17 protein-coding genes are annotated in these 22,458 nt (G+C 63.6%); 6 read left to right on the top strand and 11 right to left on the bottom strand.

The annotated features are described in order from the left end of the window. Positions 1–45 precede the first annotated feature (45 nt). The 5 genes from LVD11_RS06415 to tkt all read right to left on the bottom strand — a co-directional run bounded on the left by LVD11_RS06415 (position 46) and on the right by tkt (position 6,948). Positions 46–2,439: a zinc-dependent metalloprotease gene (locus tag LVD11_RS06415; protein ID WP_237057329.1), complete on the bottom strand. Its 2,394-nt coding sequence runs from the start codon at positions 2,437–2,439 to the stop codon at positions 46–48. Positions 2,440–2,614: 175 nt separating this feature from the next. Further along, positions 2,615–3,106: a LabA-like NYN domain-containing protein gene (locus LVD11_RS06420; protein WP_237057330.1), complete on the bottom strand. Its 492-nt coding sequence runs from the start codon at positions 3,104–3,106 to the stop codon at positions 2,615–2,617. Positions 3,107–3,206: 100 nt separating this feature from the next. Next, positions 3,207–3,671, bottom strand: a complete 465-nt coding sequence (locus LVD11_RS06425) for a tRNA-uridine aminocarboxypropyltransferase (RefSeq protein WP_237057331.1) — start codon at positions 3,669–3,671, stop codon at positions 3,207–3,209. A gap of 151 nt (positions 3,672–3,822) precedes the next feature. Then, complete coding sequence (locus LVD11_RS06430; protein WP_237057332.1) at positions 3,823–4,848, bottom strand: type I glyceraldehyde-3-phosphate dehydrogenase; 1,026 nt, start codon at positions 4,846–4,848, stop codon at positions 3,823–3,825. Between the two features lie 96 nt (positions 4,849–4,944). Then, positions 4,945–6,948, bottom strand: coding sequence for a transketolase (gene tkt, locus LVD11_RS06435; RefSeq protein ID WP_237057333.1), 2,004 nt, complete (start codon positions 6,946–6,948; stop codon positions 4,945–4,947). Between the two features lie 251 nt (positions 6,949–7,199). On the opposite strand from tkt, the gene LVD11_RS06440 reads away from it, so the two are divergent. From LVD11_RS06440 to metF, 4 genes are all read left to right on the top strand, one after another. Next, on the top strand, positions 7,200–8,165 hold the full coding sequence (locus LVD11_RS06440) for a metalloregulator ArsR/SmtB family transcription factor (protein WP_237057334.1): 966 nt from the start codon (positions 7,200–7,202) through the stop codon (positions 8,163–8,165). Positions 8,166–8,248: 83 nt separating this feature from the next. Beyond that, a complete protein-coding gene (gene metK / locus LVD11_RS06445; RefSeq protein ID WP_237057335.1) occupies positions 8,249–9,469 on the top strand; it encodes a methionine adenosyltransferase in 1,221 nt (406 codons plus the stop codon). A gap of 60 nt (positions 9,470–9,529) precedes the next feature. Continuing rightward, positions 9,530–10,915: an adenosylhomocysteinase gene (gene ahcY / locus LVD11_RS06450; RefSeq protein WP_237057336.1), complete on the top strand. Its 1,386-nt coding sequence runs from the start codon at positions 9,530–9,532 to the stop codon at positions 10,913–10,915. Between the two features lie 68 nt (positions 10,916–10,983). Continuing rightward, complete coding sequence (metF, locus tag LVD11_RS06455; RefSeq protein WP_237057337.1) at positions 10,984–11,823, top strand: methylenetetrahydrofolate reductase [NAD(P)H]; 840 nt, start codon at positions 10,984–10,986, stop codon at positions 11,821–11,823. Positions 11,824–11,899: 76 nt separating this feature from the next. On the opposite strand, the gene LVD11_RS06460 is transcribed toward metF, so the two are convergent. Further along, positions 11,900–12,478: an OmpA family protein gene (locus LVD11_RS06460; RefSeq protein WP_237057338.1), complete on the bottom strand. Its 579-nt coding sequence runs from the start codon at positions 12,476–12,478 to the stop codon at positions 11,900–11,902. Positions 12,479–12,654: 176 nt separating this feature from the next. Here LVD11_RS06460 and LVD11_RS06465 point away from each other — a divergent pair, with 176 nt between their 5' ends. Then, entirely contained in the window at positions 12,655–13,425 is a 771-nt protein-coding gene (locus tag LVD11_RS06465) for a hypothetical protein (protein WP_237057339.1), read from the top strand. A gap of 25 nt (positions 13,426–13,450) precedes the next feature. Here LVD11_RS06465 and LVD11_RS06470 read toward each other — a convergent pair whose 3' ends face one another. The 5 genes from LVD11_RS06470 to LVD11_RS06490 all read right to left on the bottom strand — a co-directional run bounded on the left by LVD11_RS06470 (position 13,451) and on the right by LVD11_RS06490 (position 19,787). Next, positions 13,451–14,098, bottom strand: coding sequence for an HAD family hydrolase (locus LVD11_RS06470; RefSeq protein ID WP_237057340.1), 648 nt, complete (start codon positions 14,096–14,098; stop codon positions 13,451–13,453). Between the two features lie 20 nt (positions 14,099–14,118). Continuing rightward, positions 14,119–14,484 carry a hypothetical protein gene (locus LVD11_RS06475; RefSeq protein WP_237057341.1) on the bottom strand — a complete coding sequence of 122 codons (366 nt, stop codon included), beginning with the start codon at positions 14,482–14,484 and terminating at the stop codon, positions 14,119–14,121. 81 nt (positions 14,485–14,565) lie between these two features. Then, positions 14,566–15,306 (bottom strand): 16S rRNA (uracil(1498)-N(3))-methyltransferase, encoded by a 741-nt coding sequence (locus LVD11_RS06480; protein ID WP_237057342.1) that lies wholly within the window; start codon positions 15,304–15,306, stop codon positions 14,566–14,568. A gap of 78 nt (positions 15,307–15,384) precedes the next feature. Beyond that, on the bottom strand, positions 15,385–18,522 hold the full coding sequence (locus LVD11_RS06485; RefSeq protein WP_237057343.1) for an efflux RND transporter permease subunit: 3,138 nt from the start codon (positions 18,520–18,522) through the stop codon (positions 15,385–15,387). 2 nt (positions 18,523–18,524) lie between these two features. Continuing rightward, complete coding sequence (locus LVD11_RS06490) at positions 18,525–19,787, bottom strand: efflux RND transporter periplasmic adaptor subunit (RefSeq protein WP_237057344.1); 1,263 nt, start codon at positions 19,785–19,787, stop codon at positions 18,525–18,527. A gap of 252 nt (positions 19,788–20,039) precedes the next feature. Between LVD11_RS06490 and LVD11_RS06495 the strand changes: the two genes are divergently transcribed. Next, positions 20,040–22,388: a Tex family protein gene (locus LVD11_RS06495; RefSeq protein WP_237057345.1), complete on the top strand. Its 2,349-nt coding sequence runs from the start codon at positions 20,040–20,042 to the stop codon at positions 22,386–22,388. Positions 22,389–22,458 lie beyond the last annotated feature (70 nt).

Genomic DNA, 22,458 nt, shown 5'->3' on the forward strand with positions numbered 1-22,458 from the left:
CACTCGCCATCACCCGGCCAGAGCAGGCCGGGCTAGCGGGTAAGGTCAGATCGGAGAGCCCGGGGGCATTTCCTGCAGGTCACCGGCCCTGGGCTCCAGCTCTCCCGCGCTGAAGGCGGCTATCCGCTGCGCCTGGTAATAGTAATGGGCGTTGTAACCCTCGGGATCATCACCGAACAGTTTCATGCGGCCGATGCCGTGCTGGATCCGCGCCAGCTCCATGCTCGCCTTTGCCCGCACCGACTCCGCGGCGGCGTCATTTCCCGCCAGTAACATGAGCTGATGGATGTAAACATGGTTCACCCGCTGGTGAATCGCCGCTGCCAGCCCGTCGTGGGCACCGTTATCCAGCGCTTTTTCCGTCAGGTTTTCCAGCACCGCGGCGAATCCCGGGTGCCCCGCACGGCGGGCGGACTGCTCCTCCAGCCGCGCAGCGCGCTCGGGGTTCAACAGGATCGACAACGTATGGCCGGCCGCCGCCTCCGCCATGGACACTGCGTCGAAGGCGACACCTGTGCGGGCCGGGAAACTCTCGCCAGTACGGCTGTAGCCATAGGACTTGGGCGGCAGCAGTTGCAGCACGCGCTCGGGCAGCGCCAGGAATTCCGGCTGCAGGGTGGAGACCAATGTATCCATGGCCTGGCGCTGCTCTTCCGCGGGCACCAGGCTGTAGGACACCTGTTCGGCATCGTTGTAGAGGTAATCGTAATCCAGCCCGCCAATCAGCTTGCCGACCGCCTCGGCCTGGTAGCGATAGCCGTAATAGACCGGCACCAGGGTTTCTTCCAGGGCGGAACGGGGTGCATCCGCGGGGTTGGCCGCGCTGGAGAAATTGTCCAGCGCATGGCGGCGCAGCTCGGCCATACGGGCGAACTCCGCCAGCGGCTCGGCGCCGTTGTCCCACAGGTGGGAATCCGCATGGGCGTCGTTGATGCCACGGGAGTCCGGGTCGGAGATAAAGCGCAGGCCCTGCTCTTCCGCTTCGGTAATCACGCCGGCCAGGTAGGCCTGCTCATCCACCACCTCGCCGTAGCCATAGCGCACCGCCAGCTTGTCCCATTCACCGATACCGGTGTCATAGGCCTGCGCCAGTTCCATCTCCTCGCCCCGCAGGGTTACCAGCGGCGCCGGGTAGTCCATCACCGAGGCACGCTCGCTGGCACTGGCGATAAAGTTATGGGCCAGGCCCAGGGTATGGCCCACCTCGTGGGCGCTGAGCTGGCGGATGCGCGCCAGGGCCAGCTCTTTCAGGGCAGAAGTGTCTGCATCCTTCGCGCCATAGGGCTGCAGCAGGCCCTGGGCGATCAGGTAGTCCTGCCGTACGCGCAGCGAGCCCAGGGTCACGTTGCCCTTGAGGATTTCCCCGGTGCGCGGGTCGGCAATGGCGTAGCCGTAGGACCAGCCGCGGGTCGACCGGTGCACCCAGTTAATCACGTTGTAGCGGATATCCAGCGGGTCGGCGCCCTCCGGCAGCAGCTTCACCTGGAAGGCATTCTTGTACCCGGCCGCCTCGAAGGCCTGGTTCCACCAGCTGGCACCGTCGATCAGGGCACTGCGCACCGGCTCCGGCACCCCCGGGTCGACGTAATAGACGATGGGCTCCACCGGCTCGTCACTGCCCGGCTTCTTCTCCAGGCGGTGGCGGTAGATGAAGCGCTGGTCCAGCGGCTGGTCAATAGCGGTGGCATAGTCACGGAAGATAAACGGGAAGTAACCACTGCGGCTGTGGAACTGCCGCGGGCGATAGCCATCATCCGGCAGTTCCACCAGGGAGATATGCTGGCGCAGCGAGACCAGGGTCGGCGTCGGCACCACCTCGTTCAGGTACTTGCCGGGATTGCCACCGGCAAAGGTCAGCTGCGCCTCAAACTCGCTGTTCCGGGGAAAGTTCTTCGTCCGCGGCAGGAAGACCGCGGATTTTGATGTATCGACGGTATAGCTGCCCTGCTCGGTCTGCTTGAGCCTGCCGGCCACACCGTGCTGGTCACTCAGCAGGAAGGGGGTGAAATCAATCAGCACGGTTTCGCCATCCCGCGCCACCGCCTCGAATCCCCACAGCACCGAGGAGGCGAAGGCCTCACGGACTGCCTGGCGCTCGGCGGCGTTATCGGAGTGGGCCCGGTACTGCATGTTGCGCTGGTGCAGCAGGACCTTGTTGCCCACGCGCTCGAAGCGCACCAGCCGGTTCTCCCCACCCTGGTTGCGGTCCAGCCCCACCGGGTTGGAGCCCAGCCCCTGGGCCAGGCCGGTCAGCAGCAGGAACTCCCGCTCGAACTCGTCCACCTCCAGCAGGATGCGGCCGGTGGCGTCGTCCCAGTAGAAGTCGTAGTAACCGGGCTGGCGCTCCATGCCGGCGGCGTATTCAGAGATGCTGGCGGCCTGCGCGGTGAATGCGCCCAGCGCCAGCACCACGGCGATCAGTCCCATGCGTAGCTTCATGTCACTCCCCATTGATTGTTATTCTGCTGCGCGGCAGGGCCACTTTCCGGTGCAAAAAGCCCGTATTCTGCCAGCCCGGCCACTAACGGTTGTCAGCTAGGTTATCAGGCCCGGGGGAGATCGCGAACCGCCGGGGTGCTGCCGTGACACCTACGGCGGGAGGGCTTATAACGAGTCACTGGGCGGGGCTATCCAGCAACAGCTCCCCCTCGATCGGCACGAACCGGGAAGCCGCGTCCTTCAGCGAGCCGGCTGTCAGCGAAGGCACACCGTATACCTCAACCGGGATACCAAACTTCGAGCTGATCCGCTCGACAAGGAGGTCGAAGTCACCATCCCCGGACGCCAGTATGAGGACTTCGGACTCCGCCGCACAGTCCAGCGCATCGATGGTGATGCCCACATCCCAGTCCCCCTTGGCGGAACCATCGGCGCGCTGGATAAAGGGCTTCAGCTTTACCTCGAAGCCGATTGCACGAAGGATATTCTGGAACTGGCGCTGCTTCTCGTCGCCGCGATCGATGGCATAGGCGATGGCACTCACCACCTCCCTGCCCGCGGTTGCCTGCCGCCAGAAGGCGTTATAGTCGAAATTACAGCCGTATGCGTGGCGGGTCGTGTAATAGATATTCTGGACATCCACCAGCAGGGAAACCCGATCGGCCATTAAGGACTCCTGTTATGCTTGATGCACGGTTTCAGCCGGGCAGCCAGCATTACTTTTGAAACAGCAAAATTAATACCCTGGCAATTCCAGCCCGGACTCTTTATCGCTGGTTGAATCGCCCGAACTCCTCTCGCAAATTCTCCGCCATTGCGCCGAATCCTTTCGCTTGCAGAAGCTCGATCACGCACTCGGCCGTGCACAGCCCGCCCTCACGCTGGTTGCGCCGCAGGCAGTAAGCGGACTCAATCGCCGGATCCAGGCTCACCCGTTCCGCCCCCTTGAAATGGGGGCTGCGGTTATACATCTTACGGGCCTCCTGCCAGGTGGCGTCCAGCAGGATGAAAGTCTCGAACGCAGAAACCGGCTTCAGGGACAGCCCTGCCTCAACTCCAGGATAAACAAGCGCGGCATCGCCTGCCTGGATCAGCTCGACTATTTCAGGATCGGGGTGGCGGCGCTGCCAGACGACCCGCTGGACCATCTCGCCACAGGCGGTTGTGGCAATTGAGCCGGTGTTTGTCGGGCGGAGTAACTCGCGCTCGTGGGTAAGTAGGTAGATCTTCAAGTAGCAATAGCCGGCGACTGAATTGGAAGAATAATAGTGGACAGAGTGAAATTTTTACGCCCATCCCCCACCTTGCAAAGTGCTTCTCTGATCACAACTGCTTACTCTGGAACCAAGCAGCCAAACCTGAGCGACAGTTGTAATTCATCGCCTAGGGAGATGCCTGTTTTTTGATAAGTCTGTCAGCCACATCCAGCATCCGGTTCGCAAACCCCCACTCGTTATCAAACCAGATCAGCACTTTCACCAGTTTGCCGCCGGCAACGCGGGTCTGGCTGGCATCGACGATGCCGGAGCGGGGATCGTGGTTGTAGTCGCAGGAGGCGAGGGGCTCCTCGGTGTAGCCGAGCACGCCGGCAAAATCATGCTTCGCCGCTGCGCTCAGGACATCGTTTACTTTGGCCTGGGTGACGGTGTTGTGCAGCTGTACGGACAGGTCGATCGCGGATACGTTGACCGTGGGTACACGCATGGCCTGGGCCTCGAAACGGTCGACAAGGCTGGGCAGGATACGCTCGATACCGCGGGCGAGGCCGGTATCGACGGGAATAATGGAGGTCACCGCCGAGCGGGTCTTGCGCAGGTCGGTATGGTGGTAGGCGTCGCTCACCGGCTGGTCGTTCATGGCGGCGTGGATGGTGGTGATCACCCCGGCATCGATACCGAAAGCCTTGTCCAGGGCGGCGATCACCGGGACGCTGCAATTGGTGGTGCAGGAGGCGGCGGAGACGATGGTTTCCCTGCCGGTGAGGATTTCGTCATTGACCCCGTAGACGATGGTGGCGTCCACATCGCGGCTGGCGGGCTGGGAGAACAGGACTTTTTTTGCGCCGGCCTTCAGGTGCAGTTCCGCACGGGCGCGCTCGCTAAAGCTGCCGGTACATTCCAGCACGATATCGACCCGGTCTTTACTCCAGTCCAGTTCCTCGAGCTGCTCATGGTGAGTCACCGCAATGCGGTCGCCATTGACCACCAGCGTCTCCCCCTGCACCTCGACGTCGCCACCGAAGCGGCCGTGCACGGAATCGTAGCGGGTCAGGTGGGCAATGGTGGCGCAGTCGGCCAGCTCGTTGATGGCGACGATCTGCATCTGATTGCGCGCGCCGGACTCATAGAGCGCGCGGAGGACGGAACGGCCGATGCGGCCATAGCCGTTGATGGCAAGCCTGATACTCATGAACTTCCAGCCAGTATCAGCATTTTGAGCTGACTCCATTAGATTCCGGGCCCCGGCACAAGCCGGGGCCCGGGTCCTTGGTTGCTCCGTGAGCGATTACTTCAGCAGCTTCTCGACGGTCTGCGCCACATTCTCTGCGGTGAAGCCGAAGTGCTGCATCAGCTCGCCGCCGGGCGCGGATTCGCCGAAGGTCTTCATGCCGACGATGGCGCCGTCGAAGCCGACAAACTTGTACCAGTAGTCCTGGTGCGCGGCTTCCACGGCAACGCGGGCACGCACGCTGGACGGCAACACCGACTCGTGGTAAGCCTCGTCCTGGTCCATAAATGCCTCGGCACAGGGCATGGAGACCACGCGGATCTTGCGACCGGAGAGCTGCTTCCGGGCTTCCATCGCCAGCTCCACCTCGGAACCGGTGGCGATGATGATGGCCTCCGGCAGGCCCTCGCAGTCGGACAGCACGTAGCCGCCCTTCTCCACCTGGGCCAGCTGGCCGGCGTCGCGGCTCTGCGGCGCCAGGCCCTGGCGGCTGAAGATCAGGGCGCTGGGGCCATCGTTGCGGGACACCGCCATTTTCCAGCTCACGGCGGATTCGGTAGCGTCACAGGGGCGCCAGGTGTACAGGTTCGGGGTTGAGCGCAGGGCGGTCAGCTGCTCCACCGCCTGGTGGGTGGGGCCGTCCTCGCCCAGCCCGATGGAATCGTGGGTGTAGACAAAGATCACCCGCTGCTTCATCAGTGCCGCCATGCGCACGGCATTGCGGGCGTACTCCATGAACATCAGGAAGGTCGCGCCATAGGGCACGAAACCGCCGTGCAGGGCGATACCGTTCATGATGGCGCTCATGCCGAATTCGCGCACCCCGTAGTAAACGTAGTTGCCGGCGGCATTGTCCGCCCGCACGCCCACGGAACCGGACCAGATGGTGAGGTTGGAGCCCGCCAGGTCGGCAGAGCCGCCGAGGAATTCCGGCAGCATCGGGCCGTAGGCGTTCAGCGCGTTCTGGCTTGCCTTGCGCGAGGCGATCTTCTCGCCGTTTTCCTGGCACTCGCGAATGTACTCATCCGCCTTGGAGAGGAAATCCGCCGGCAGCTCACCGCTCATGCGGCGCTCGAATTCCGCCGCCAGCTCCGGGAACTCCTCCTGGTAGTCGGCAAAGATATCGCGCCACTCGTCTTCCTGCGCCTCGCCCTTGTCGCGGGCGTTCCAGCCGGCGTAGATGTCCCCGGGGATCTCGAACGGGCCGTGGTTCCAGTTCAGGGTCTCGCGCACCAGGGCAATCTCGTCCTCGCCCAGCGGCGCACCGTGGCACTCCTCGCGGCCCTGTTTGTTCGGGGAACCGAAGCCAATCACGGTCTTGCAGCAGATCAGGGTGGGCTTGCCGTTCTCGGCACGGGCCTCTTCGATGGCCTGCTTGATCGCCACCGGGTCGTGGCCGTCCACACCCGGGATCACGTGCCAGCCGTAGGCCTCGAAGCGCTTGGGCGTATCGTCGGTAAACCAGCCCTCCACTTCACCGTCGATGGAGATGCCGTTGTCGTCGTAGAAGGCGACCAGCTTGCCGAGGCCCAGGGTACCGGCCAGGGAGCAGGCCTCGTGGGAGATGCCTTCCATCAGGCAGCCGTCGCCGAGGAAGCAGTAGGTGTGGTGATCCACCAGCTCGTAGCCCGGACGGTTGAACTGGGCCGCCATGACTTTCTCGGCCAGCGCCATGCCCACCGCATTGGTGATGCCCTGGCCCAGCGGGCCGGTGGTGGTCTCGACACCGGGCGCGTAACCGTACTCCGGGTGCCCCGGGGTCTTCGAGTGCAGCTGGCGGAAATTCTGCAGCTCCTCGATCGGCAGGTCGTAACCGGTGAGGTGCAGCAGGGAATAGAGCAGCATGGAGCCGTGGCCGTTGGACAGCACAAAGCGGTCGCGGTCCGCCCAGTGGGGGTTGGCCGGGTTGTGCTTCAGGTAATCGTTCCACAGGACCTCGGCAATATCTGCCATACCCATGGGCGCGCCGGGGTGGCCACTCTTGGCTTTCTGCACGGCGTCCATGGACAGGGCACGAACGGCATTGGCCAGCTCGGTGCGGGTCGGGTTGGAAGAAGTCATAGGGCTCTGCTCTCAGGTCAGTTTGCGGGGCCGGGCCGCTTCACCATAGGCCACGGCGGCGAAAAAGGAGGCGTATTTTCCCGCAATCGGCGGCGCTGCGCAAAGGCACGGGGCCAATTGTCGCGTTATTCACGCAACAAAGTTGCCTGCCGGCTGGTGGCGCTTAAAACAACACATCTGCATCAAAAAAATTTAATGAAGCTATATCAAAATCCTTTGATATAGCGGGGGACACTGCTAGACTGCGCGCTATGCCTGAATCCCCAGCACCCTTACAGCAACCGGACTCCCCGGTCCCGGACGCCATCCCGCAGCTGGCCGCGACCCTGAAGGCCGCGGGCGACCCGCTGCGGCTGGAGGTCCTGCGCCTGCTGAGCCAGGATTCCTACAGCGTGCTGGAGCTGTGCCGCATATTCGACCTGCGCCAGCCGGCACTGAGCCACCACCTGAAGGTGCTGGCCCAGGCCGGGCTGGTGAGCAAGCGGCGCGAGGGCAACAACCTGTTCTATCGCCGCAGTGGCGACGGTGAAACGCTGCAGGCCCTGTTTACCGGCCTCGACCAGCTACCCCTGGCGCCGGCGCGTGCCGACGCGGTGGCGGCCATTGCGCGGGAGCGCGCGGAGGCCTCACGGCGTTTCTTTGCCGACTACGGCAATCGCTTCCGCGAGCAACAGGAGTTGATTGCCGGCTATGAGGTCTACGGACCGCAGGTGGCGCAGTTGCTGAAGCCCGGTGCCAATGCGCTGGAAGTGGGGCCCGGGGAAGGGGAATTCCTGGCCGAGCTGAGCCCCCGCTTTGACTGCGTGACCGCACTGGATCTCTCCGAAACCATGCTCGAGCGCGCGCAGCAATTTGCCGACGAACAGTCCCTGGCGAATATCGACTTTGTCTGCGGCGACACCCGCGAGGCCGCAGCGCGCCCCCGCAGCGCCGACAGCATTGTGGTGAACATGGTGCTGCACCATACCCCGGAACCGGCACAGATCTTCCAGGACCTGCAGCAGGCCCTCAAGAGCGGCGGCCAGCTGCTGGTGGCGGAGCTGCAGGAGCATCGCCAGGACTGGGCCCGCGAGGCCTGCGGCGACCTGTGGCTGGGCTTTGCCCCGGAACAGCTGCAGGCCTGGGCGGAGGACGCCGGCCTGAGGAATGGGCGCAGCGTGTACAGTGCCCTGCGCAACGGCTTCCAGATCCAGATCCGCGAATTCCTGAAAGCGTAATTACCCGGGAACCCGCGGTCGGGCTCCCACCACAACACAGAGTTTTATTTTGTTTGCCGCCGGCAAGACATGGAGACTTTCACATGAGTGAATACAGACTGTTTACCTCTGAGTCCGTATCGGAGGGACACCCGGACAAGATCGCCGACCAGATTTCCGACGCGGTGCTCGATGCACTGCTGGCCCGCGACAAGCACGCCCGCGTGGCCTGCGAGACACTGGTAAAAACCGGCGTTGCGATAATTGCCGGCGAAATCTCCACCAGCGCCTGGGTCGACCTGGAAGACCTGGTGCGCAAGGTGATCACCGATATCGGCTACACCTCCTCGGATGTGGGCTTCGACGGCGACACCTGCGGCGTACTGAACATGATTGGCAAGCAGTCGGTGGATATCGCCCAGGGCGTCGACCGGGCCAAGCCGGAAGACCAGGGGGCCGGCGACCAGGGCCTGATGTTCGGCTACGCCACCGACGAGACCCCCACCTTCATGCCCGCCCCGGTTTACTACGCGCACCGCCTGGTGGAGCGCCAGGCCGAGGCACGCAAGTCCGGCCTGCTGCCGTGGCTGCGCCCGGACGCCAAGAGCCAGGTGACCTTCCGCTATGACGAACACGGCCGGCCCTGCGCCATCGACGCCGTGGTGCTGTCCACCCAGCACAATGCCGAGGTCAGCCAGGAAGACCTGCGCGAGGCCGTTCTGGAGCTGATCGTGCACCACGTGCTGCCTTCGGAGTGGCTGCATGAAGGCACCAAGTACCATATCAACCCCACCGGCAAGTTTGTGATCGGTGGCCCCGTGGGTGACTGTGGCCTGACCGGGCGCAAGATCATCGTGGATACCTACGGCGGCTCCGCGCGCCATGGCGGCGGCGCCTTCTCCGGCAAGGACCCGTCCAAGGTGGACCGTTCCGCTGCTTACGCCGGTCGCTACGTGGCCAAGAACATCGTCGCCGCCGGGCTGGCCCGGCGCTGCGAGATTCAGGTGTCCTACGCCATCGGCGTGGCCGAGCCCACCTCCGTGTCGATCAATACTTTCGGCACAGGCAAGGTAAGTGAGGACAAACTGATCGAGCTGGTGCGCGAGCATTTTGACCTGCGCCCCTACGCCATTTCCCGGGCCCTTGACCTGCTGCACCCGATGTACCAGCTGACCGCGGCCTACGGCCACTTCGGGCGCGAGCCGTTCGAGCACACCTACACCTGGACCGACAGCAACGGCCAGGAACGCAGCGAGACCTTCACTGCCTTCCCGTGGGAGAAAACCGACAAGGCGGAACTGCTGCGCCAGCACGCGGGCCTGTAAATAAACATTCATATGCAGGAGCAGCCGCTCCTACAAAAGAGCACAAAACAAGAGGTTGGAATGAACCAGATGAGCACGGAATTCAAGGATTTCAAAGTCGCCGACATCACCCTGGCGGACTGGGGCCGACGCGAGATCGAGATCGCCGAGGGCGAGATGCCGGCACTGATCGCACTGCGGGAAAAATACCGCGCGGAGCAGCCGCTGGCCGGTGCGCGCATCATGGGCTGTATCCATATGACGATCCAGACCGCAGTGCTGATCGAGACCCTGGTCGCGCTGGGTGCCGAGGTGCGCTGGTCCTCGTGCAACATCTTCTCCACCCAGGATCACGCCGCCGCAGCCATCGCCGCCAGTGGTATCCCGGTATTCGCCTGGAAGGGTGAGACCGAGGAAGAGTACGAGTGGTGCCTGGAGCGCACTGTGGGTGACGACGTGGCCGGCTGGCAGCCGAACATGATTCTCGACGACGGCGGCGACCTGACCGAGCTGCTGCACCGCAAGTACCCGCAGATCCTCGACAACTGCCACGGCATCAGCGAGGAAACCACCACGGGTGTACACCGCCTGCAGGACATGCTGCGGGAAGGCACGCTGAAAGTGCCGGCGATCAACGTCAACGACGCCGTTACCAAGAGCAAGAACGACAACAAGTACGGCTGCCGCCACAGCCTGAACGATGCCATCAAGCGCGGCACCGACCACCTGCTGTCCGGCAAGAAAGCCCTGGTGATCGGCTACGGCGACGTGGGCAAGGGCTCCGCCGCCTCCCTGCGCCAGGAAGGCATGATCGTGAAGATCTCCGAGGTGGATCCCATCTGTGCCATGCAGGCCTGCATGGACGGCTTCGAGCTGGTTTCCCCCTACCAGGGCGGGATCAACACCGGCACCGACGAGGGTATCAATAAAGAGTTGCTGGCCAATACGGACCTGCTGGTAACCACCACCGGCAACACCAACGTGTGCGACGCGCCTATGCTGAAAGCGCTGAAGAGCGGTGCCGTGGTATGCAACATCGGCCACTTCGACAACGAGATCGATACCGCTTACATGCGCAAGCACTGGGAATGGCAGGAAGTGAAGCCGCAGGTGCACAAGATCGTCCGTAACGCGGAAAACAATGATCACCTGCTGCTGCTTTCCGAGGGCCGCCTGGTGAACCTGGGCAACGCCACCGGCCACCCCAGCCGCATCATGGATGGCTCTTTCGCCAACCAGGTACTGGCGCAGATTCACCTGTTCCAGGAAAAGTTTGCCGAACTGCCGGCGGACCAGAAGGTCTCCGCGCTGTATGTGAAAGTACTGCCGAAGAAACTGGACGAGGAAGTGGCCCGCTACATGGTCGAGGGCTTCGGCGGTGTGATCACCCGCATGACCGAAGACCAGGCCAAATATATCGGCGTTTCCGTGGAAGGCCCGTTCAAGCCGGAAAGTTACAAGTATTAATCGACCCGAGACCGGATGTCGGCGCTGGCCGGCACCCGGTCCCTCGGGGGACTGGAAAAGACCGCATCATGACCGACACCCCCAGAATCAGTTTTGAGTTTTTCCCGCCCAAGACAGCCGCGGGCCGGGAGAAGCTGTACAAGACACGGGAAACCCTGCAGGAGTTTGACCCGGCATTCTTCTCTGTTACCTACGGTGCCGGCGGCACCACCCGTGAGACCACCGCGAATATCGTCACCGGCCTCCGCCGCGACGGCATCTCCATCGCGCCGCACCTGTCTTTCGGCGGTGATAACGAGGAAACCGTACTCGGCCTGTTGAATACTTACCGGGAAGCGGGCGTGGATCGCATCGTCGCGTTGCGGGGCGATATGCCTTCCGGCATGGGCGCGGTGGCGCAGCTGGTGTACGCCAACGAACTGGTGGCTTTCATCCGCCGCCACACCGGCGACCAGTTCCACCTGGAAGTCGCCGCCTACCCGGAAATTCACCCGGAGGCGGGATCCTACGACGACGATATCCGCTACCTGAAAGGCAAGTTCGAGGCCGGCGCCAACAGCGCGCTGACCCAGTACTTCTACAACCCGGACGCTTACTTTTACTTTCTCGACCAGTGCGAGAAGGCCGGTATCGACGCGCCCATCTACCCGGGCATCATGCCAATTACCAACTTCACCAACCTGGCGCGCTTTTCCCGCAACTGCGGGGCGGAAATCCCGCGCTGGCTGCGCCACCGCATGGAGAGCTTCAATAACCCGGAGGATATCCGCAAGCTGGGCCTGGAGGTGGTTACCGACCTGTGTGAGACCCTGCTGGATGGCGGCGCGCCCGGCCTGCACTTCTACACCATGAACCAGGTGGATCCGACCGCGGAAATCCTGCGCTCACTGGAAATCGGCGCGGCCTGATCCCGCGCCCGACAGCTCGCACGCAACGGGTGGACAAACAGTTCGCGTATACACCCGCTGGCGCGGATGCAAGCATTTACTGCCCCTGCAGCTTCACCGACATCGGGCTGGAGTCGAAATTGACCACGCGGATCACCAGCCGCCGGTTCTTTTTCTGCCCGGCGGCTGTGCTGTTGTCCGCGATCGGCGCTGCATCACCGAAGCCCTCGGCCGTCACCCGCTCCGCATCGATACCACGCTCCAGCAGGAATTGCCGAACCCAGTCGGCGCGCCACTGTGACAGCTTACGGTTTTTCTCCGGGTCGCCCTCGTTATCCGTATGCCCCTCGATGGCGATACGCAGTTCCGGATAGTCGCGCATGATGACCAGCAATGCCTCGATATCGGCAATGGTGTCCATGCGCGGAGCAAAGCCACCCGGCTCGAATCGCACCCCCAGGATAAACTCATTGCCCTCCTTGCGCGGCTTACCGCGCAGGTAGCGCACCATGGCATCACCAAAGGGACTAGCCTCGCGGGCCAGTTGTTCCGCCGCCCCGCCCTGCACATTCGGCAGCGGCTCCAGTGCGTATTTCCTGTTGGGATCGTCGTAACAGGCGGGCAGGAACACCGTGACCAGCAGGCCGGAAACAAAGACACACAAGAATCGCGTCATCAGGAGTGCTCCCCGACTGGCTGGCGTCAATTTCATTGTAGACCACCGGGTGACCGCCACCACAACGCCGGGGATGAGCCGGAAATACCGTCCGCTGGCAGGAGACCCTAGGATAGCCCCAGGGCATTCCCACGGGCCGCCCCAAATCGCTGGCCCCTGAGCCATGGGAGGCTGCCATGAACCAACGCCGGATAATGCGTGTTTGCAGCCGGGCGGTTGCGCTCTCGCTGTTAATGGCAGGTGTACTCTCTGCCACCCTCTGCCTCGCCAATACCCCCCAACTGCTTACGGTGGCCCCTGACCGTGCACTGGTTGATTCGAAACAGGGACTAGGCGTCACACTGACCTGGCGCGTCGCCAGTGCCGGCGGCGCCCGCTCACCCTACGGGGAATTTGTCGACCTGGACCGCAACCGGGTCCTGCAGAAAGTTGAGCGCCCACTGGCTTTCGGCGCCGACATGGCACGACTGACCGAGAAGGTCCGGCTGTCCCCGCAGCAACTACAGACCTGGCACCGGCAGGGCGTCCGGCGGCTGGGATACCGGCGCCGGTTTGCGGGTCCTGCCGACAGCCTGTCGAACTTCCTGCTGATTGACCTGGCCGCCAGTGGACAGCTGGTAGACCTGGAAGCGCTGCCGGCACGCCAGACTGTGAGCGTGGATTCGCGGGAAATCATGGTGCGCTGGCAGCTGCAGGGAGATATCGGCGGTGTGCTGGCCGGCTCTGACAGTGGCTACTTTATGGTGGGCGACCGGGTCATCCATTCCACTGGCGAACCGCTGCTCAGCGAGGGCAACGATATTCTGACAGAACGGGTGCGCCTGCCGCACTGGCTGGTGAAAGACCTGCTGGACGGCGGTATCGAGCACATCCGCTATCGCCGAACCTTTGTCGACAGCATGAACGGCCGCCGCAGCGCCTCGGTCGCCATCGACCTGGTCCGCTGAAACGCGCCCGCGCGCGGTGTGATCCCTATAAGTGATCCATCACCGCCAGCAGGTCGGTGACCACCCGCGCGCCCTCCCGTTCCAGTTGCGGGGCGCGCACCGGATGGCGGCTGTAACCGACTACCGGCATCCCCGCCGCCACTGCGGCCTTTACACCGGCAATGGAGTCCTCCACTACCAGGCAGCGGTGCGGTTCCACCCCCATGCTGTGGGCGGCGTGCAGGAACAGGTCGGGCCAGGGCTTGCCGCGCTTGACGTCGTCGGCACTGAAAATACGGCCGCTGAAGTAGTCGAACAGCCCGGTCTTGTTGAGTGTGAGCTGCATTTTCTCGTGGGATCCGGAGGAGGCGACGCAGCTGCTCAGGTTGACCTGCAACAGGTGGTCAAGCAGGTCCTCGATCCCCGCGATGGGCTGCAGCTCCCGGTGGAACGCTTCCCGGATGCGCCGCTCGGTGTTGCCAAAGTAATGGTCCGGGAGGGGGCCACCGTAGCGGGTCTCGATTTCCAGCAGGCAGTCCCTGGCCGGGCGGCCGCTGAACTGCTCATCCAGTTCCTCGGCGGTGGCCTCCATGCCGAGCTTGTTCATCTCCTCGGCAAGGATGCGACAGACAATGGTCTCGCTGTCCACCAGCACACCGTCACAGTCAAAGATAACCAGTTCAGTGGCAAACATCGGGGGCAGTCACCTGTCAGCTAGCTCGCGGAAAGTAACAGCAGGCCCAGCAGCACGCCGATGGCCCCGCTGACCCGCAGGAAGGTCTCATTACCGTGGGCAATCTTTATCGCCAGCGCCTTGCTGCGCTCGAAACCGATATGCAGCATATAGGCCCCGGCCAGCACCAGCAGTACCCCCAACGCGTTGAACAGGACATTCCACGCACGGGTATCCGCAATCAGCAGCAGGATCAGTCCCACCAGCAGGCGTCCCCACGCGGAAATGGCATAGCCGGTCTCGTTCAGGCGCTCGCTCAGGCTGCGCGCCAGTGAGGGCTTGGCGATGATCGCAATGGACAACACCAGGATGGTGAGGCCCAGCAACCACAGAATCAGTTTAACCATCACATCCTCTCCCTGTCTGGATGAAACTGTCGGAACCTGAAGGGTAACCCGCGCGACGGTTAATGGAAAATCGGCGCGGCGTCAGAGGTCGCCCCACTGGTACTGCAGCACCGAGAGTGCCGCCACCGGTGCGGTCTCCGTGCGCAGCACCCGCGGCCCCAGCCGCAGCGGCAGGAAATCCTGCGCCAGTGCGGCATCGATCTCCGCCGCGGACAGGCCGCCCTCGGGGCCCACCAGCAACAGGGCCGAGCCGGGCCGGCCGTGCTCCGACTCCAGGTCCCGCAGGTGTTTCTCGGTACGGTGGTGGAGCACCAGTTTCAGGTCGCTGTCAGCGCCGGCGTCGCCCAGGTAGCCGGAGAATTTCTGTGGTGTCGACACTTCCGGTACCCGGTTGCGCGCACACTGCTCACAGGCGCTGATAGCCACCTGCTGCCAGTGGGCGACTTTCTTTTCCAGGCGCTCGCCCTTGAGCTTCACTTCGCAACGCTCGGTAAACAAAGGCTGGATCTGTGCGACCCCCAGTTCCGTCGCCTTCTGCACCACCCAGTCGAAACGATCGCCGCGGGATATGCCGATGGCCAGGGTCAGTGCCAGCGGCGACTGCCGATCGCCCTCGACGAAACCCAGCAAGCGCACCCGGGCCCGCTTGCCCGCTTCGGCCAGCTCGGCGCGGTACTCGCCACCATGGCCATCGAACAGCACCAGGGGACGCCCCGCCTGCAGGCGCAATACCTTAACCAGGTGACGGCTTGCGCCCTCATCCAGCTCGATTTCGGCACGCCCAGCCAGGGGCTCCCGGGAGAAAATACGCGGCACGCGCATCGGCAGTCATTCCTCGACAGCGAAAGGGAAATACGAAAACGCCGACTCGGGGTCGGCGTTTTCTCTCAGGCTGGTAGTTTAGGCTTTTTCGAGGCTCACCGACAATTCCGGGTCGGTTCCACGCCGGCGGTGCAGCCGGGCCCGCAGCGTCTCGATCACCTTGTACAGGTTGGGTACCAGCAGCAGGGTCACGGCGGTGGCGAAGAGTACGCCGAAGGCCAGGCTCACCACCATCGGGATCAGGAACTGCGCCTGGATCGAGCGCTCGAACATGATCGGCACCAGTCCCATGAAGGTGGTGATGGAGGTCAGGATAATCGGGCGGAAACGGTCCCGCCCTGCCTGGACCACCGCATCCATCACCGCCACACCCTCGGCGCGCAGCTGGTTGATACGGTCCATCAATACCAGGTTGTCATTCACCACCACACCTGCAGCGGCGAGGAACCCGAGCATCGACATAATGCTGATCTCGTAGCCCAGCAACAGGTGGCCGACAATCGCGCCAAAGAAGCCGAACGGCACTGCGGTCATGATCAGCAACGGCTGCGAGTAGGAACGGAAGGCAATCGCCAGCAACGCATAGATCGCAAACAGTGACAGCGCGAAGAAGGCGACGATCGCGGTGCTGAACTCCTCCTCTTCCTGCATCTCACCGGCAGTCTTCAGGGCAAAGCCCGGGAACTTCTTTTCCCACTTCGGCACGTGCTCTTCGCGCAGCTGCTGCAGTATCTCCTGTGCCGAGGAGGAGCCCGGGGTCAGCTCCGCGGTGACCCGCGCGGTACGCTCGCGATCGCTGCGGCGGATGGTGGTATAGCCCGGCACATAGACAGCATCGGCCACCGCGCTGAACGGGACCTCGCCCTCACTGGTGCGGATGCGGATGCGGTCGATCTGCTCCTCACTGGCGCGCTCCTCTTCCGGGTAACGCACCATCACGCGCACATCCTCCCGGCCGCGGGGGATACGCTGGACCTCCTCACCGTAGAAGCCCTGGCGCACCTGTTTCGCCACGCCGGCCAGGTCGATCCCCATATTGGTGGCATGGGGCTTCAGCTGGATTTCGATATCCTGCCGGGCACTGACCAGGTTGTCGCGTACATCGTAGACACCGGCATAGTTGTCCAGCGCGTCCTTGACGGCGTCAGCAGCCATGCGCAGTTCATCCATATCCCCGGAAGCGGTACTCAGGTTCAGGGAAATACCGGACCCACCGTCATTGATGGTGTGCTGGATGCGCATTTCCTCGACGCTCGCCGGGAGGTCGCCCACATATTCCCGCCAGCGCAGGGCCAGCTCCTCGGAAGTGACGTCGCGCTGCTCGCCATCGGTAAGCTGCAGCAACACCGTGACATTGCCGCGCCACAGGAACACCATGGTGTTCTCGACGAAGGGCTCGCCGCCGTTTTTCTCCAGCAGCCCCGGGTCAGCCGCCAGCCTGTCGCCGGCAGCCTCGAACTTCTCCATCACCCGCTTGGTCTCCTCGAAGGATTCACCCGGGGCCATGGTGGTGCGCAGCTCCAGCATGTCGGACGGCACCTTGGGCGAAAACGCCGAGCCGACATAACCGCCCTTGAAGACCGCAAATGACAGCAGCAGTGCCATCAGGAAGATCATCACCGTGGCGCGGCTGTTGGAGAGGGACTTCTCCAGCAGCGGCATATAGTACTTGTCACCGGCCTTCTTCATGGCGCCGGCAAACCTTGCCCGCAGCGTCTGCAGTTTCAGGCCCAGCCCGGAGGTCGCCTGCTTTTCCGGCTTCATGTTCACCAGGTGCGCAGGCAGGATCAGCAGCGACTCCACCAGCGAGAAAGCCAGGCACAGCAGCACCACCACCGGCAGCGCAAACATCATCTGCGAGGTGTTACCGGGCAGGAACAGCATCGGAATAAAGAACACCATGGTGGACACCACGGCGAAGATCACCGGTGAGGAGACCTGCTTCACCCCCGTCTCGGCGGCCTGCAGGCCGGTAAGCCCGCGGTCATGGGCCGCGTGCACCGCCTCACCCACGATAATCGCGTCGTCGACGACAATACCGAGAATCAGCAGGAAGGCGAACAGCGACAGCATGTTCAGGGTGACGCCGGTCGTGGGCAACAGCCAGAAAGCGCCCATAAACGCGGTGGCAATACCGATGGTCACCCAGACGGCGAGGGCCGGGCGCAGGAACAGCATCAGCAGCACGAAGACCAGCACCAGGCCGCCCAGGGCGTTACCGGCGAGCAGCTCCATCCGGCCCTCGTAGGCCTTGGAGAAGTCGAACCAGATCTCGAACTCCATCCCCGGCGGCAGCTGTTCACGGGTCTCCGCCATAAACTGCTTGATATGGTCGGCGGTGGCCACCACATCCAGCGGCTCGCCCTGCAGCACCCGCAGGTTCATCGCCGGCTTGCCGTTGAAGCGGATCACCGAGCCCTCTTCCTCGAAGCCGTCCTCGATGTTGGCCACATCACCCAGCAGCAACCGGGTGCCATCGGCACGGCTGACCAGCGGGATCCGCGCGAAATCCTCCGCGGTGTAGGCCTGGCCACGGGTCTGCACCTGGATGTCGCCGCGGTCGGAGCGCACCAGCCCCGCCGGCAGGTCGATGGAGGAGCGGCGCACCGCACCGGCGACATCGTCAAAGGTCAGGTTGTAGCGACGCAGGTCCAGCTCGGACACCTCGATGGAAACCTCGTCGGCGCGATCGCCCCAGACGTCCACCCGGCGCACGCCGGGCAGCAGGATCAGCTCGTCACGCAACTTAAGCGCGGTGTCCTTCAGCTCGTGCGGGCCCACCGGACCGCCGATGGCGATCATCATCATCTGCGGCGCCCACTCCTCCAGCTGGATCACCGGCCGCTCGATGCTTTCGGGGAAGGTGTTGATGGAGTCCACCTGAACCTTGATATCGTTCAGGAGACGCAGCTCGTCATAGCCGTCTGTCGCCTCGATACGGACCGAGCTGTGACTGCGCCGGGAGAAGGAATTCACCTCCTTGATGCCCTTCACCTCGGAGATGGCCTGCTCGACCCTCAGGGTGACCTGCTGTTCCACCTCGCGCGGACCGGCACCCGGGTAGCTGATCTCCACCCGTACAATGCCGGGGTTGATGGCCGGGAATACCTCGCGGCCAATATGGGAAATGCCGAACAAGCCGCCGATGACAATCATGATCATCAGCAGGTTGGCGGCCCTGCTGTTGCGGACGAACCATCCGATGATGCCCTGCATGGTCAGCCCTCTCTCTGCTGCTGGGTGCCGGTGGCGGCAGTGGCCCGCGCCTCATCACTGCCCTCGATGGTGTCGTTGCTTTCCGGCTGGCCGTCGTCGCCAACCTGCAGGCCGGCGGGCTTCTCGTTCAGCGGGTTGGGCGTGAGCACCATGCCCTCGCGGGAGTAGCCCAGGCTGGATACCACCACAGGTTCACCACGGGCGATCTCACCGCGCACCCAGACCTCCTCCCCCAGGGTCTGCAGCAACTCCACGTCCCGGTAGCGCAGCTTGTTTTCCGCATCCAGCACCAGCAGGTGGTCGCCCTCGTGCAGGGCCTGGCGTGGCAAAATCACGATATCGTCGAGGGTCTTGCCGGCGATATGGGCCTCAACGAACAGGCCATTGATCAGCGGGACCTCGCCCTTGTAGGGCTCGGCCACCTGGGCTACGGCAAACACGAAGCGGCTGTTGGCATCGATATTCGCCTCGGTGCGGACAATTTCGCCACGCCACTCTCGCTCCTGGCCGGCCACCCGGGCACGCATCCGCACCGCGGGACCGTCGTCGATGCTCTGGCCCAGCGGCAGGTTGAGCAGCGCCAGCTGCTCGTCGGTGAGCGGCAGCCGCACCTCGGCGATAGAGGTGCTGTGGACTTTGGCCAGCCGGGTGCCCGGGCTCACGTACTGGCCCAGGTCGACAAACGTTTCCACCACCCGGCCGGCAAACGGCGCCTGCACCCGGGTCCGCTCGAGATTCAGCCGGGCCTGGTCACGATCCGCACGGGCCGCGGCCACCTCTGCCTTGGCGGCCGCCAGCTGGGGCTTGCGCAGGAACAGGTCATTGGCCGCCTCGGTACCCAGGTCGCGCCACTCGCGCTTGGCCTGCTTGGAGCGGCCCTGTTCCTGGGCGAGCACGGACCGGGCATTGGCCAGCCGCGCCTCGGTGCGGGTCAGCTCGTGCCGGTAATCGGCGGGCTCGATCTGCAGAAGCGCGTCGCCGCGGTCGAAGAAGCCACCGGCCACGAAGGCGTCACTGACGCTCTCGATGGTACCGCCGACCCGTGCCACCACCTCGATTTCATGGCGCGCCCGCACCGAGCCCTGGCTGGGCACCAGCAGGGTGCGGCGGCCCGGCTCCGCATAGATGACATCCGCCACCGGGGGCACCGCCTTCTCGGCAACTTTTTCCTCCGGCTTGGGCTGGAGGAACCACACCGCGCCTATGGCTACGACCCCAACGGCAATAACGGCCGCAAACACTTTATTCTTGTCGGAAATTCTCACAAGGACCCTCGACCGGAAAGCAAGTAAAAATTGTTCAAATTTTGGCTAGTTGCGCATTCTACTGGAGTTCGACAACGAAAGAAGCCCTTTTGGATGCAGGCCATCGCAACATCCAGTGAGACTGCCGCAAACCTTCCGCACCGGGCCCTGCTCGCGCATAATGCACCGTCCCGAATTGCCAGCCGGTATGGCCTTTGCCGGACCTGGTCGGCGCCAAGAAGTACACCCTGTGGAACGGATGTAGAAAATAAGATGCTGGATATCAACGCGCGAATTGCCGAAGAACTCAACGTCAATGCGCGGCAGGTGGCTGCCGCCGTGGCCCTGCTGGACGAGGGTGCCACCGTGCCCTTCATCGCCCGCTACCGGAAAGAGGTTACCGGAGAGCTGGACGACAGCCAGCTGCGTACCCTGGAAGAGCGCCTGCGTTACCTGCGCGAGATGGAGGACCGCCGCGCCGCGATCCTCAAGAGCATCGACGAGCAGGGCAAGCTTACGCCGGAACTGGCGCAGCAGATCAATGCCGCCGACACCAAGAACCGCCTGGAAGACCTGTACCTGCCCTACAAGCCCAAGCGCCGCACCAAGGGCCAGATCGCGATCGAGGCGGGCCTGGAGCCCCTCGCCGACGCCCTGTTCAGCGATCCCACGCTCAACCCGGAAGAACAGGCGCAGCCCTACATCAACACAGACAACGAGGACGCATCCCTCCACGTCAAGGACATCAAGGCCGCGCTCGACGGGGCCAAGTTCATCCTGATGGAGCGTTTCGCGGAGGACGCGGAGCTGCTGGGCAAGCTGCGCGACTTCCTCAAGCGCGATGGCCAGGTCAAGTCCAAGCTGCTGGACGGCAAGGAGCAGGAGGGCGCCAAGTTCCGCGACTACTTCGAGTATGCCGAGGACTGGTCGAAGGTCCCCAGCCACCGCGCCCTGGCGATCTTCCGCGGCCGCAACGAGGGTATCCTGGCCATCAACCTGGGGCTCGAGGGCGATGAGGAGCGGGCACCCAGCCAGGCACATCCCTGCGAGGTCATGATCGCACGCCACGTGGGCGTCGAGGACCAGGGTCGCCCGGCGGACAAATGGCTGGGCGAGGTGGTGCGCTGGACCTGGCGCATCAAGCTGCTCACCAGCCTGGAAACCGACCTGCTGGGCGAACTGCGCGAGAAAGCCGAGGAAGAGGCCATCAAGGTATTCTCCCGCAACCTCAAGGACCTGTTGCTGGCCGCCCCCGCGGGCCAGAAGGCGACCATCGGCCTTGACCCGGGCCTGCGCACCGGGGTGAAAGTCGCGGTGGTGGATGCCACCGGCAAGATCCTCGACCACACTGCCATCTTCCCCAACCCGCCGCAGAACCGCATCCAGGAATCCGCTGCGGTCATCGCCGCGCTGTGTGAAAAGTACGATGTGGGCCTGATCGCCATCGGCAACGGCACCGCCAGCCGCGAGACGGATAAGTTTGTGGGCGAAACCATCAAGCAGTACAAGCTCAAGGCCCAGAAGGTGGTGGTGAATGAGGCCGGTGCCTCGGTCTACTCCGCCTCCGAGTTCGCCGCGCGCGAATTCCCCGACCTGGACGTGACTATCCGCGGCGCCATTTCCATTGCCCGCCGCCTGCAGGACCCGCTGGCGGAACTGGTGAAGATCGAGCCCAAGTCCATCGGCGTGGGCCAGTACCAGCACGACGTCTCCCAGACCCAGCTGGCCCGTTCCCTCGACGCGGTGGTGGAAGACTGTGTGAACGGCGTTGGCGCCGAGCTGAACTCCGCCTCCGCGCCGCTGTTGTCCCGGGTGTCCGGCCTCAGTGCGTCGATTGCCAACAATATTGTCACCTACCGCGACCAGAACGGCGCGTTCAGGAATCGCAGCCAGCTGAAGGAAGTCCCGCGCCTCGGCCCCAAGGCCTTCGAGCAGGCAGCCGGCTTCCTGCGCATCAACAACGGCGAGGACCCCCTGGACCGCTCCGGCGTGCACCCGGAGTCCTACGTGGTGGTCAAGCGCATCGCCGAGAAGAACGGTCGTGAAATCAACAGCCTGATCGGCGACTCCGCCTTCCTGCGCCGCCTCAATCCGGCGGACTACACCGACGAGAAATTTGGTGTACCGACGGTAAAAGACATCATTGCCGAGCTGGAAAAACCCGGCCGCGACCCGCGCCCGGAATTCCGCACGGCGAAGTTCGAGGAGGGTGTCGAGGAGATCAAGGACCTGCGCCCGGCCATGGTGCTCGAGGGTACCGTCACCAACGTCACCAACTTCGGCGCCTTCGTGGATATCGGCGTGCACCAGGATGGTCTGGTACACATCTCCGCCCTGTCGGAAAAGTTCGTCAAGGACCCGCACGAGGTGGTCAAGGCCGGCGATATCGTCAAGGTGAAGGTGATGGAAGTGGACGTGGCGCGCAAGCGCATCGGCCTGTCCATGCGCCTGTCCGACGAGCCCGGTGAGCAGGGCAGCGGCGGCGTGAAGAAAGGCGATCAGCGCGAGGGTCGCCAGGCCCAGCGACACAACAACCGCAACCGCCAGCAACAGGGCGGCGGCAATGGTCGCGGCAGCATGGGTGACCTGCTGGCGGCGGCGATGTCCGGTAAAAAGAAGTAATTCTTTTTCGGCCATTCGCGGCCAGCGGCCGCTCCTCCGGGATAATGGTAGGAGCGGTCGCTGGCCGCAA

This window comes from Microbulbifer sediminum (assembly GCF_021729035.1).
Lineage (GTDB): Bacteria > Pseudomonadota > Gammaproteobacteria > Pseudomonadales > Cellvibrionaceae > Microbulbifer > Microbulbifer sediminum.

Coding starts and splice junctions, on each gene's coding strand:
- LVD11_RS06415 (WP_237057329.1), bottom strand. CDS start 2,439: ATGAAGCTACGCATGGGACTGATCGCCGTGGTGCTGGCGCTGGGCGCA.
- LVD11_RS06420 (WP_237057330.1), bottom strand. CDS start 3,106: ATGGCCGATCGGGTTTCCCTGCTGGTGGATGTCCAGAATATCTATTAC.
- LVD11_RS06430 (WP_237057332.1), bottom strand. CDS start 4,848: ATGAGTATCAGGCTTGCCATCAACGGCTATGGCCGCATCGGCCGTTCC.
- tkt (WP_237057333.1), bottom strand. CDS start 6,948: ATGACTTCTTCCAACCCGACCCGCACCGAGCTGGCCAATGCCGTTCGT.
- LVD11_RS06440 (WP_237057334.1), top strand. CDS start 7,200: ATGCCTGAATCCCCAGCACCCTTACAGCAACCGGACTCCCCGGTCCCG.
- metK (WP_237057335.1), top strand. CDS start 8,249: ATGAGTGAATACAGACTGTTTACCTCTGAGTCCGTATCGGAGGGACAC.
- ahcY (WP_237057336.1), top strand. CDS start 9,530: ATGAACCAGATGAGCACGGAATTCAAGGATTTCAAAGTCGCCGACATC.
- metF (WP_237057337.1), top strand. CDS start 10,984: ATGACCGACACCCCCAGAATCAGTTTTGAGTTTTTCCCGCCCAAGACA.
- LVD11_RS06460 (WP_237057338.1), bottom strand. CDS start 12,478: ATGACGCGATTCTTGTGTGTCTTTGTTTCCGGCCTGCTGGTCACGGTG.
- LVD11_RS06465 (WP_237057339.1), top strand. CDS start 12,655: ATGAACCAACGCCGGATAATGCGTGTTTGCAGCCGGGCGGTTGCGCTC.
- LVD11_RS06470 (WP_237057340.1), bottom strand. CDS start 14,098: ATGTTTGCCACTGAACTGGTTATCTTTGACTGTGACGGTGTGCTGGTG.
- LVD11_RS06475 (WP_237057341.1), bottom strand. CDS start 14,484: ATGGTTAAACTGATTCTGTGGTTGCTGGGCCTCACCATCCTGGTGTTG.
- LVD11_RS06480 (WP_237057342.1), bottom strand. CDS start 15,306: ATGCGCGTGCCGCGTATTTTCTCCCGGGAGCCCCTGGCTGGGCGTGCC.
- LVD11_RS06485 (WP_237057343.1), bottom strand. CDS start 18,522: ATGCAGGGCATCATCGGATGGTTCGTCCGCAACAGCAGGGCCGCCAAC.
- LVD11_RS06495 (WP_237057345.1), top strand. CDS start 20,040: ATGCTGGATATCAACGCGCGAATTGCCGAAGAACTCAACGTCAATGCG.